An 11,487-nucleotide genomic window follows, 5' to 3' on the forward strand; every position below is an offset into this window, starting at 1 on the left:
ATCCTCAAGCGCCAAAAGGCCTGCCGAGCAGGTGGTGAAGGACATCCGCCGGGCGACCCGCCGGCACTTCTCGGCCGAAGACAAGATCAGGATCGTGCTGGAGGGCCTGCGCGGCGACGAGGTCGGATTTCTTCAACGCCTCGTTGATGTCTTTGGAAAAGCGGCTGCCGGCGCGGAGGTGCTTGTCCCACCAAACCTCATGTCCGGCTGATTGCAGCGACTGAGCGATGCCTTCCGCGCGTTTGCGGTCCTCATGCGAATAGCTGAGGAAAATGCTGGCCATCGCTGCTCCCCGTTGAAGCGAATGTGCGCGAACTGCCTGTCAGACGCAACGGGCGGACGGCAAGGCCTTATCATAGTGTTTTCGTTATTCGTTAGTAATCAATCGGGTTCATATGTAGGTTCTCCTGCCGAAGTTCGCGAGCCCAGAGCGGGGGCGTGTGAATGGGGGTAAAGAAGTTCCAAATCCGGTCGTTCGTTCGCGACGGTCTAATGCTTTTGGCATTGTTCGCAGTGACTTCTGTCGTGCGAGCACAAGAGCCGACTTCCAACGCTCCGGCAGTTGCAGTGCAAGGTCCTGACCCGCAACCTGGCGAGGAATTGATCGTCGTGGTGGGCTCGCGCATCCCCCGGCCGAATCTCACCGCCATCAGCCCGGTCACAATGATCGATGGCGAAGAGGTGCGTCGCTCGGGCGCGATCCTTACCGAGGGCCTGCTCAATACGCTGCCTCAAGTCGTGCCAAGCCAGGGCGCCTTCCTGTCCAACGGCGCGACCGGGGCCGCCACGGTCGACCTGAGGGGGCTGGGTCCGGGCCGCACCCTCGTGCTGATCAATGGCCGGCGGCTTCTTCCAGGTGATCCCTTCGATCCCGTCCCCGACATCAACGCCGTTCCGACCGCTCTGATCAAACGGGTCGAAGTGCTGACCGGCGGCGCATCGTCGGTATATGGCTCCGACGCTGTCGCGGGCGCGGTCAATTTCATCCTTGAAACCGACCTCGACGGCTTGCGGGTTGATGGCCAGGCTAGCTTCTTCCAGCACAATAACCGCGATGGCGCCAACCTCCGCCAGGCCTTGCTCAGGCGCCATTTCAACTTCCCGACGGGCAATGTGGTGGATGGCGGCGCACAGGATATCAATGGTGCATATGGATTGAGCTTCGCTGATAATCGCGGGCATGCGACTGTCTATGCCGGCTATCGGCATCTTTCGGCGGCTACGCAGGACAGGCGTGATTACAGCGCTTGCGCTACGCAGGGCCGTGTCGGCAGCAACGTCTTCAATTGCGGCGGGTCGCTTACTTCTCCGACCGGCACATTTTTCACGAACATAAGCGGTCCGTTCCAGGTCGTTGCGGACCGCGACTTTGACGAAGGCCTTACCCGCTACAATTACGCTCCGTTCAACTATTTTCAACGACCCGGCAGGCGTATCACCGCCGGGCTTTTCGCCGAATACGAGATCAGCAAAGCGGCCAAGCCATTCCTCGAAATAATGTATTTGAACGACCGAACGAGCGCCCAAGTGGCTCCGTCTGGGAGCTTTGGCGAGATTGGCGATATCAACTGCGACAATCCTCTGCTTTCGCAGCAGCAAGTCGACCTGGTTTGCATCGACGGCAATTTTGTTGGCCAGTTTCCGGAATTTGATGACGATGGGAATTTGATTGTCATCAACGGCGCACCGATAGATTTCGTCGATCCAGTAACTGGCAATAGCTACCGTCGCGCAAACCTGTTTCCGCTGCGCCGAAATGTCGAAGGCGGACCTCGCTCGGCCGATCTGCGGCACAAGGATCTCAGGATCCTCGGCGGAGTGAAAGGTGATGTCTCAAACGGAGTTAGCTATGAAGCCAGCGTCGTGTTCGGGCAGGTGAAGCTTAACGGTACCGACAGTAACGATTTGTCGATCTCCCGGACGCGGCGCGCACTGGACGTAATCACCGACCACGCGACCGATCAGCCGGCATGCCGATCGACCTTGACCGGTGAAGATCCGGCGTGCGTTCCCTGGGACATTTTTGCTGTGGGGGCGGTTACCGACGCTGCACTTTCCTATCTGACCATTGCGCCCAAGGAGCAGGGCAAAGTGAAGCAGCTTGTCGCGACCGCATTCGCCAACATCGACCTTGGGGACTGGGGTATCCGGAGCCCCTGGGCGAACGACAGTCCGACAATCAATATCGGTGCTGAGTATCGCAGAGACGGGCTCAAATTCGAGCCCGACGAATTCTACATAGCGGCCGATATTGCGGGCGGCGACATCAGCGTGCAGCCGGTCCAAGGGACCACAAAAGCAAAGGAGCTATTTGCTGAAGCCCGCATCCCGCTGGAAACGGATCGCATCATCAATAGCCTGGTGCTTGAGGCCGGTTATCGCAAATCCTGGCAATCCAACTCCGAAAATAAATTCTCGGTAGCGAGCTATAAGGTCGGCCTGGAAATTGCGCCGATAAAGGATATCCGTTTCCGCGCCAGCCTGCAGCGCGCAGTTCGCGCGCCCAACGTACAGGAACTATTCCTTCCCACTTTGCCGGGGGGATTTCGGTTTGATCCATGCACCGGGGCCACTCCCGACGCGACCGCAGAACAATGCGCGCTAACCGGTGTAACTGCGGCGCAATATGGTCACATCCCCACAAGTCCAAACCTAGATACGATCCCCTACAACACAATTTTCGGCGGCAATCCGGATCTCGATCCTGAGCGGGCAACAACAAAATCGGTCGGGATGGTGCTGCGGCCGAGCCTCATCCCGCGTTTCAGTTTGACAATCGACTGGTTCGATATTCGCCTCAATGGATCGATTGGTGGCGTTGGCCCAACCCGCACCATGAACACTTGCATACTGACCGGCGACCCGTTGTTCTGCAGCCGCATCCATCGCGATGCCAACGGCTCGCTCTGGATGAGTCCGGACGGGTTCGTCGACAGCCGCTATGCGAATATCGGCGGTGTCCACACACGCGGGATCGACGTCGGTGTCAATTATAGTCACCCGATAGGATCGCTTGGTTCGGTAGATCTGGAGCTTTTGGGAAGCTGGCTCGACCGACTTACCTTCGATCCCGGTGGCCTTGCGCTACCGTTCGAATGCTCCGGAGCTTATGGGGTCGGTTGTGGGGTGCCCAAATCCGACTGGCGGCACAAAGCAAGGGCGACATGGACACTTGAGCCATTTTCGCTGTCACTCCAGTGGCGATTTGTCGGCAGCGTTCGCCTGGACCGTTCGATTGCGGGCAACTTGAATTTACTCGGTCCATGGCGGCTCGGAGACGAGAAGATCCGCGCACAGAGTTACTTCGACCTGTCGGCGATTGCCCAATTTTCAAAGAGTCTGAGCCTACGCATCGGCGTCAATAATATTTTCGATCGTGAGCCGCCGATCATCACAGCGACAGGAGACTTCCCAGCAAACGCTTGCCCGGAAAGCATTTGCAGCGGCAACACCTTCCCCGAACTTTACGATCCTCTCGGCCGCTATCTCTTCGCCGGGTTCACGGCGAATTTCTAGAAGGTCAGATGAGCCGGGCTAATGTACTTCGCGGTGCTGGGTGTCGCCCTTGGTGGCGAGGCTGAACCGCGGCTCGGACTGAACTCCGCCGCTTAGTGCCAGTTCCGCAGCCAAACGGCCGACCTCGGGGCCATGCTTGAAGCCATGGCCCGACCCGCCTCCGACCAGCACGACATTAGGCATCGCCGGGTGGCGGTCGATCAGGAAATCGCCGTTCGAACTATTCTCATATTGGCAGACTTCGGCGCCGGTCAGCGGCGCGCCCCTTAGCAGCGGGAAGCGGCGGTCGCGGAAGGCAATCACCTCGTCGAGCGCAGCCTGTGTATGTTCGCGCGACTGGATGTCGGGATCGACCGCGACGCCATGCTTGTCATGGGCGAATTTGACGCCGCGCGCCTCGAGATCGGGGAAGCCGTAATACATGTCGCCGGCGTTGAAATCCGCCCAGCCCGGCATGACGTAGGGCAGGAAGCGGCGGTCGCCTTCGGGCGGCGCGAAGTAGAAAATCTCCTGCCGCGTGGCGAAGATGCGGCTACCGAGCAGGTCCGGGAAATGTTTCGGCAGCCAGGGGCCAAGCGCGAAGACGAACGCATCGGCCTCCAGCGTCGAACCGCTGGCAAACTGGATCGATTTCAACGGGCCGCCATGCTGCGGAAAATGGGTCAGCTCGTGGCGGAACTCGCCGCCAGCGGCGACATAATTCCTGACCAGGGTCTGGACCGCGCGACTGGCCATCAGCGCACCGAAGCCCGGCTCGAAAATGCCGGCACGAACACCGCTGAAATCGATCATCGGGAAGCGGCGCGCCATGGCCGGCCCGTCGAGCAGCTCGCTTGGCAGGCCGAGGGCCCGATGCGCCGCGATGCTGTCGGTCAGATAGGCTTGTTCCTCAGGGAAAAAGAACAGCACGCCATTCGGAATGAGGATCGGCAGTCCTGCGGTGGCGCTGAGCGCTTTCCATTCCTTGAGGCTGTCGAGCGCCATGCGGGTGTAGATGGCATCCTTGCCATAGGCGCCGCGGGTCATGCGACTCTCGCCGCCCGAGCTGGCGCGGTTGTGCGCCGGTCCTTCCATGTCGAGCAGGGTCACTTGGTGGCCGGCACGGCGGAGATGCTCGGCGGTCCATGAACCGAACACGCCGGCGCCGATCACGGCAATCCGGGCAGTGCTGGCTGGCACCTGCTACAGTGCCTTTTCCATGCGCAGCAGCGGCACTTGTACACCATCAATCGGCGCCGAGAGGATGGATTCGACCGGGAGATAGCCGCAGGCGCGATAAAGCGGTTCACCGGCCATGGTGGCCATCATCTCCGCCCGTGCAAAGCCGGCGTTCCGCGCTGCTTCTTCGCACAGGCGAAGGATCGTGCTGCCGATGCCCCGGCGGGCGAAATCGGGATCGGTATACATCGCGCGAATTTTGGCCGCGTCGGTTGCGGGGTCGAGCGCCGCCGGTTCGCGGGTGACAATGCTGTCGTCGCCGCCATAGAGGGTCGCGCGCCAGCTCCAACCGCCGCTGCCGACGATCTGGTTGTCCAGCTCGACCACGAAGTAGGTGCCGTCGAGCACCAGCTGGGTATCAAGCCCCATCACCTTGTGGCTTGCCCGCACCTGCTGCGGGCTGAGGAAGTCTCCCTGCAAATGCTCGATCGAACGCGTCATGAGGGCGTGCAGCGCCGGCAGGTCGTCGGTGCTGGCGAGGCGGTGGGAAAGGTCTAGCATCGCCTTGAATGTTGGGGCCAGCTTGGCACTGGTGCAAACAAAATCGGGGCAGGAAGTTTGACCTTCCCGCCCCGATCAACACTCAAATACAATGGATCAATATTTGGCCCGAAGGCGAACGTACCAGAACCCGCCGTTGAACCCGAAGGGGCCGCCGTTGCGGGGATAGACCTGGCCGTCGGCCAGACTGTCGGTAATATCGAAGATCGGATTCTGCGGCGATGCGGCAATCCTGTCCGGATGATCGTCGAACAGATTTTGCACGCCCGCAGACAGCGTGAGGTGATCTTCGAAGAAGGTGTAGCTTCCCTCGATGTCAGTCGTGAATTTCGAACCGAACTTCTGGCCCGGATAATCCAGTTCAGACCGCCAACTGCCATAATAATGCTCGGCGACATTGAACCCGAAGGGTCCATGCTTCCAAGCAAGTTGGAGGTTTGCCCGGTGATGGGGCGCCAGGCGCTCGGCGTCGATGATCTGCGCCGGTGCGATCGTTCCAGGATCGAAACTCGTCACCTTGGTGTCGTTGTAGTTATAGGCAAGGGTCACATCGAGATTCCCGCCGGCCAGGTCGGTCCGGTAGGTGCCGACGAAGTCGAGGCCCCGGGTCCGGGTATCGAAGCTGTTCGTGAAATACTGAACCGTGCCGCCGACGCCGACCGAGGCGAGTTCGGGCAAAGCGATGATGTCGGCAGGGGTCACGAAGAACGGCTGCGAGATGAAGATCCGGTCTTTGACCTTGATGCTGTACAGGTCGATCGTCAGCGTAAGGTTCTTGGTCGGAGTGATCACCGTACCAAGGCCATAATTGGTCGCCTTGGCGGGTTTGAGCGGTACCGCACCGAAATATTGCGCGACCGCGCTGGTCACCGGGAAAGTGCCGACCTGCACCGAGGTTCCGAAAAGGAAGTTGGTGGTCAGCACCTGGGCATTGTTCTGCCCCGGCGAAGGAGCGTGGAAGCCGGTACCGACGGTGCCGCGGATGGCAATGGCGTCATTGAAGTCATATTTGCCATTGACCTTGAACACCGTGCTGCCGCCGGAGATTTCATAATCTTCATGACGTACAGCTGCACCGACAGTTAGCTGGTCGGTGACGTCGGCTTCAGCGCCGGCATAGACGCCCCAGCTCTTCTCGTTATGACTTCCGGCATAGGTCGGGCTGGTCCCGCCATAACCGCTCGCCGCCGGGTCCTCCACGGCCGTGAACGTCCCCGTGTTCACGTAGACGCCGCTGCCCGGGAATGTCTCCTGGTAGAGCGGGTGAGGCGCGGCATATGGACCGGCGCTATAGGACTGCACATCGCCCGCGGTCGTCTTATAGGTTTCCCTCCGGAATTCCGCACCGCCTGACAGGGTGATCGGGCTGGCAAGGCCCGCCTGGAGCTCATAGGCCACGTCGAGGTTGAGGGTCACTTCCTTCTGGATCTGCTTGCCGAACTCAAAGCTGGTCTGGGACAGGCCGCCGTATGAAGGGCTGATCGAGTTGTACATCGACAGGTTGAGCCTGTTGCGGGCCAGCGAGCCCGACAGATCGTAACGGAAGCCGGATTCGAACGATCCTTTCAGTCCCGTGGCCACATAGACCTGGTCGGTCACACCGACGAAGCGCGGCGTGAAGCCGGCCGGATAGATCGAATTCAGGAAGAATGTATTGCTGTCGAGGACATAAGCTCCCGCCGGACAGGTCACATTCCCGGCGGGGCACAGCGTCTGATAATAGGGGTGCTGGAAGAACGACCGGCCACCCAAATTGGCGATGATGTTGTTGGTGCCGTCAAATGCGGCGAATGGCCGCGTCCCGAGCAGCGACGAGCGGAAATTGAAGCTCTCATCCGCCTTGTTGTGCGCCAGGTTGCCGAACAGGTACCAATGGACGTTGTCGGTAAAGTCGATGCCCGAATTAAGCACGAACTTGTAGCCGTGGGACGGCGAATTGCCCCAGATCTGGGCCGGCAACGGGAAGTGCGGAAGCTGGTCCTCAAGGGACGGATTTTCCTGGGCGAACGCCACCGCCGTCGGACGGGTTTCACCACGGCTGGTTTGACCGTCTTTATGATATTCCGCCGAAAGATTGATGAAACCAATGTCGCCCAGCTTGAGACCGCCGTTTCCGGAAACCTGATAGCTGTGTCCATCGCCTTCGTAGAACTGGCCGTAGCGGCCAATCAGTTCGAGACCGGTATCATCGCGCAGCCCATAGTTGAGCACGCCGGCAATCGCGTCGGACCCGTACTGTGCCGTTGCACCCTCACGCAAAATTTGCAGGTTCTTGATCGCGATTGAAGGGATCGACGAAATGTCGGCGCCATGGGAGCCGAACGCCAGGCCGCTTTCGCCGCCGCTGAAGACCTGGACAAGGGCGGAACGGTTGAACCGCTTGCCGTTGATCATCACCAGCACCTCGTCTGGCGGCAGGCCGCGCAGAGAAGGCGGGCGCACGAAGCTTGAAGCGTCGGAGATCGCGTTTTGCCCGACGAAGAAAGAGGGCACGATATTCTTCAGCGTATCCAGCATGTTGGCCGTCGGGGCTGCCTGAAGCTCCCCTGACGAAACCACATCGACCGGCGAAGCTGAGTCGGTCACGCTGCGGTCGAGCCGCCGCGTGCCCGTCACAACGATTTCTGCTTCAGCTTCGTTGGCTGCCGGGGCCGCCTGCGGTTGTGCGGCGGCATCAGCGGCCTGCGCCCATGCGGGCGTGGCAAGTGCCAGCGTTGCTGCACCGATCAAAAGGTTACGCGCAGCTTGATTGCGGAATATCATCATCATTCCCCCAGTTGGAATTTTCGACGAACAGCAGACATCTTTTTCGACGAATGGCAGACTATGCTACTTCGCAGCTTCGAAAAGGGGGGTGCTGCACTTCGCTTACGACTGTTGCGTTTCTGTAACAGCTCTGGTGAACGGCAGGAAACTGCGATCCGTTAACGGTCCAACGGCATTTCCGCACCCTGCGAGGAAGCAATGGCGGACCATTTCGGCCTGCTGTTCCAGGCCATATCGATTGAATGGACGACCCTCGACCACCTTATAGCCGTAACGGCAGAAGGGATGGCGCATCAGCGGAAGGTAGAATCGCCCGCGGGTCTGCGTCTGCCAGACGTGAGTCATTTCGTGGATGAACAGGCCCTGGAGCGAGAGCCGCTCCCTGGAAAAATCCTCGGACCAGATAGCACTATCGGGGTGGAAATGGATGTTGCCGGTCGGGGCCATGACGATCCCCTTGGGCTGGAACGGCCACCATTTACGGCGGACCATCCTTACCCGGCCATAGTCGATGGCATCGCCAAACATCGAGCTGGCCAGCTCGATTTCGCCGGACGTAAGGGGGCGCGCGCCTTTCATGGCCCGAAAGCTAGTGCCGCAACTCCCGCTTGCCCAGTGTCGCGGCTGCCGCTAGGGCAGCCCAAAATCTAATGGAGGAAAGTCCACATGAGCGAGACCGCCGACCGGGTGAAAAAGATCGTCGTCGAGCATCTCGGCGTCGAAGCCGAGAAGGTCACCGAGGAAGCGAGCTTCATCGACGATCTCGGTGCCGACAGCCTTGATATCGTCGAGCTGGTGATGGCGTTCGAAGAAGAATTCGGCGTCGAAATTCCGGACGATGCGGCCGAGAAGATCGCCACCGTCAAGGACGCGATCGACTATATCGACCAGAATAAGGGCTGATCGGGACCGATCGGCTGCCGCCCGCCGAAAAGGCGGCACGAACGGCTTCCCGGATTTCTCGGGAGGCCGTTTGCGTTTGAGGACGGGTTGAAGGGAATTTCTGCATGCGCCGTGTCGTGGTGACAGGTCTGGGGCTGGTGACGCCGCTGGGGGGCGACGTCGAAACTACATGGGCGAACATCATCGCCGCCAAGTCCGGCGCTGGAAGGATTACCAGGTTCGATTCCAGCGATCAGAAATGCCATGTCGCTTGCGAAGTGAAGCCGGCCGACCACCCCTATGGCTTCGATCCCGGCAAGCGGGTCGATCACAAGGTCCAGCGGCAAGTCGATCCGTTCATCATCTACGGCATCGACGCCGCCGGCCAAGCGATCGAGGACGCCGGCCTGACCGAGATGGACGAAGCGACCAAGCTTCGCGCCGGCTGCTCGATCGGCTCGGGAATCGGCGGATTGCCGGGAATCGAGAGCGAATCGCTGGTGCTGGCCGAAAAGGGGCCGGGCCGGGTCAGTCCGCATTTCGTCCATGGCCGCCTGATCAACCTCATCTCCGGCCAGGTCAGCATCAAATATGGACTGATGGGGCCGAACCACGCGGTCGTCACCGCCTGCTCGACCGGCGCTCATTCGATCGGCGACGCGGCGCGGATGATCAAGGACGACGACGCCGACATCATGCTCGCCGGCGGCGCCGAAGCGACGATATGCCCGATCGGCATTGCCGGCTTCGCCCAGGCGCGGGCGCTGTCGACCAATTTCAACGACCAGCCCGAAAAGGCTTCGCGTCCGTATGACCAGGACCGTGACGGCTTCGTCATGGGCGAAGGCGCGGGCGTGGTTGTGCTCGAGGAGTATGAGCACGCCAAGGCGCGCGGCGCCAAAATCTACGCCGAAGTCGTCGGCTATGGCCTTTCCGGGGACGCCTATCACGTCACCGCGCCGCATCCCGAGGGTTCCGGCGCGTTTCGCTCGATGGAAATGGCGCTGAAAAAGGCGGGAATGACGCCAGCGGACATCGACTATATCAACGCCCATGGCACTTCCACGCCGATGGGCGACGAGCTGGAGCTGGGGGCGGTTCGCCGGCTGTTCGGCAACGAGATTGCCAATGTGTCGATGAGCTCGACCAAGTCGGCGATCGGCCATTTGCTGGGCGGCGCTGGCGCGGTTGAGACGATCTTCTGCATCCTTGCCATTCGCGACCAGATCGTCCCGCCGACGCTCAACCTCGATAATCCAAGCGAGGGCACGGCCGGTGTCGACCTGGTTCCGCACAAGGCCAAGAAGCGTGAAGTGCGCGCCGCGCTCAACAACAGCTTCGGTTTTGGCGGGACCAACGCCTCGTTGGTCGTGAAGGCGGTCAACTGAGCGTCAGCCAATGCTCAAGCGGCTGATCCTAGCCGTGCTGGTGATCGGCCTGGTGGCCGGCACCGCTGCCTTTTGGCGGCTCTGGCTGGCGGCCGGACCCAGCCCGGGCATTCACCGGGTGAAGGTCGAGGAAGGTTCAACGCTTGCCTCGGTGGCGCGCCAGCTCGAGCGGCAAGGGATCATTCCAGGCACAGCCAGAACCTACCGCGGCATGGCCCGAATCTTTGGCTCGTCGGACCCGGTCCAGGCCGGCGAGTTCGAAATTCCCGCCGGGACCGGCGGTGCCAGGGTGCTCGATATCCTCCAGCACGGCCACCCAGTGGTCCGCCTGCTGACGATTCCGGAGGGGATGCCGTCGATCCTGGTGCAGGAGAAGCTGGCCGCACTTTCGGACCTCACCGGCCCGGCGCCGTTGCCTGCAGAGGGGTCGGTCCTACCCAACAGCTATGACTGGCAGGCCGACGAAACGCGCGCTGCCGTGTTGAAACGGATGACCGACGCGATGGACCAGGAACTGGCCAGGCTGTGGGCCGCCCGCAAGGGCAATTGCCCGGTCTATTCCGAACGGGATGCGGTGATCCTCGCCTCGATCGTCGAGAAGGAGACCGGCAAGCCATCCGAGCGGCAAATGGTGGCCGGTGTCTATTGCAACCGCTTGCGCATCGGCATGAAGCTCGATGCCGATCCGACTGTCATCTACCCGATTACCCAGGGCAAGCCGTTGGGCCGGCGCATCCGGAGGTCGGAGCTGAATGCCATTACCGGCTACAACACCTACCGCGAGCCGGGCCTGCCCAGGGGTCCGATCGCCAATCCGGGCAAGGACAGCATCGCCGCGGTGCTCAACCCCGCCCCGACCAAGGCGCTCTATTTCGTCGCCGACGGGACCGGCGGCCATGTGTTCGCCGACACGCTGGCCCAGCATAATGCCAATGTCGCCAAATGGTACGCGATCCGCCGGAAACGCGGCGAGATGTAGCTAAATTCCGACCGCGCCAGCTTCGATATAGCCGACCCGGCCATCGGGGCCGTAACCCCAGGCCCAGCCCCGGCTCAGGTCGAGCATGCGGATCTCGTCGCCGGCCCGCAGCTCGGCCAGCACCTCGCCGCCAGGTTCGCCGAGCAGTTGCGCGGCGGCGACCAGGTGCCGCAGCAGCGGTTCGGCATAGTGCGACGCGATTACCCTGCCGGCCAGGGCGGTATCGGCCAAGTCCTG

9 protein-coding genes and 2 pseudogenes are annotated in these 11,487 nt (G+C 61.1%); 5 read left to right on the forward strand and 6 right to left on the reverse strand.

Going from position 1 to position 11,487, the window contains the following annotated elements:
- Positions 1-211: hypothetical protein (locus tag Q0C64_RS11480; protein WP_294123911.1), on the forward strand; the 211-nt coding region annotated here is incomplete at its 5' end.
- Here Q0C64_RS11480 and Q0C64_RS13410 read toward each other — a convergent pair.
- Positions 173-283 (reverse strand): annotated as a pseudogene (locus Q0C64_RS13410) (toll/interleukin-1 receptor domain-containing protein); the annotation flags it as partial. The gene Q0C64_RS11480 and the pseudogene Q0C64_RS13410 overlap by 39 nt on opposite strands.
- A gap of 161 nt (positions 284-444) precedes the next feature.
- Here Q0C64_RS13410 and Q0C64_RS11485 point away from each other — a divergent pair.
- Positions 445-3,516 carry a TonB-dependent receptor gene (locus Q0C64_RS11485; RefSeq protein ID WP_294123892.1) on the forward strand — a complete coding sequence of 1,024 codons (3,072 nt, stop codon included), beginning with the start codon at positions 445-447 and terminating at the stop codon, positions 3,514-3,516.
- Between the two features lie 18 nt (positions 3,517-3,534).
- On the opposite strand, the gene Q0C64_RS11490 is transcribed toward Q0C64_RS11485, so the two are convergent.
- The 4 genes from Q0C64_RS11490 to Q0C64_RS11505 form a co-directional block, all read right to left on the reverse strand.
- On the reverse strand, positions 3,535-4,695 hold the full coding sequence (locus Q0C64_RS11490) for an FAD-dependent oxidoreductase (RefSeq protein WP_294123893.1): 1,161 nt from the start codon (positions 4,693-4,695) through the stop codon (positions 3,535-3,537).
- Between the two features lie 3 nt (positions 4,696-4,698).
- Entirely contained in the window at positions 4,699-5,235 is a 537-nt protein-coding gene (locus tag Q0C64_RS11495; RefSeq protein ID WP_294123895.1) for a GNAT family N-acetyltransferase, read from the reverse strand.
- Between the two features lie 96 nt (positions 5,236-5,331).
- Entirely contained in the window at positions 5,332-8,004 is a 2,673-nt protein-coding gene (locus Q0C64_RS11500) for a TonB-dependent receptor (protein WP_294123897.1), read from the reverse strand.
- A gap of 99 nt (positions 8,005-8,103) precedes the next feature.
- A complete protein-coding gene (locus Q0C64_RS11505; RefSeq protein WP_294123899.1) occupies positions 8,104-8,580 on the reverse strand; it encodes a vgr related protein in 477 nt (158 codons plus the stop codon).
- Between the two features lie 87 nt (positions 8,581-8,667).
- Here Q0C64_RS11505 and Q0C64_RS11510 point away from each other — a divergent pair, with 87 nt between their 5' ends.
- From Q0C64_RS11510 to mltG, 3 genes are all read left to right on the forward strand, one after another.
- Positions 8,668-8,904, forward strand: a complete 237-nt coding sequence (locus Q0C64_RS11510; RefSeq protein WP_106639538.1) for an acyl carrier protein — start codon at positions 8,668-8,670, stop codon at positions 8,902-8,904.
- Between the two features lie 104 nt (positions 8,905-9,008).
- Positions 9,009-10,271: a beta-ketoacyl-ACP synthase II gene (fabF, locus tag Q0C64_RS11515; RefSeq protein ID WP_294123907.1), complete on the forward strand. Its 1,263-nt coding sequence runs from the start codon at positions 9,009-9,011 to the stop codon at positions 10,269-10,271.
- 10 nt (positions 10,272-10,281) lie between these two features.
- On the forward strand, positions 10,282-11,250 hold the full coding sequence (gene mltG, locus Q0C64_RS11520) for an endolytic transglycosylase MltG (RefSeq protein ID WP_294123909.1): 969 nt from the start codon (positions 10,282-10,284) through the stop codon (positions 11,248-11,250).
- Here mltG and Q0C64_RS11525 read toward each other — a convergent pair.
- Positions 11,251-11,487, reverse strand: a pseudogene (locus tag Q0C64_RS11525) (hypothetical protein); the annotation flags it as partial. It abuts the gene before it with no gap.

The sequence above is a fragment of the Sphingomonas sp. genome (assembly GCF_023266535.1).
Taxonomy (GTDB): Bacteria; Pseudomonadota; Alphaproteobacteria; order Sphingomonadales; family Sphingomonadaceae; genus Sphingomicrobium.

Excerpts from the sequence above, each read along its gene's own strand:
- Q0C64_RS11485 (WP_294123892.1), top strand. The coding sequence starts at position 445 with ATGGGGGTAAAGAAGTTCCAAATCCGGTCGTTCGTTCGCGACGGTCTA.
- Q0C64_RS11495 (WP_294123895.1), bottom strand. The coding sequence starts at position 5,235 with ATGCTAGACCTTTCCCACCGCCTCGCCAGCACCGACGACCTGCCGGCG.
- mltG (WP_294123909.1), top strand. The coding sequence starts at position 10,282 with ATGCTCAAGCGGCTGATCCTAGCCGTGCTGGTGATCGGCCTGGTGGCC.
- Q0C64_RS11510 (WP_106639538.1), top strand. The coding sequence starts at position 8,668 with ATGAGCGAGACCGCCGACCGGGTGAAAAAGATCGTCGTCGAGCATCTC.
- fabF (WP_294123907.1), top strand. The coding sequence starts at position 9,009 with ATGCGCCGTGTCGTGGTGACAGGTCTGGGGCTGGTGACGCCGCTGGGG.
- Q0C64_RS11500 (WP_294123897.1), bottom strand. The coding sequence starts at position 8,004 with ATGATGATGATATTCCGCAATCAAGCTGCGCGTAACCTTTTGATCGGT.
- Q0C64_RS11505 (WP_294123899.1), bottom strand. The coding sequence starts at position 8,580 with ATGAAAGGCGCGCGCCCCCTTACGTCCGGCGAAATCGAGCTGGCCAGC.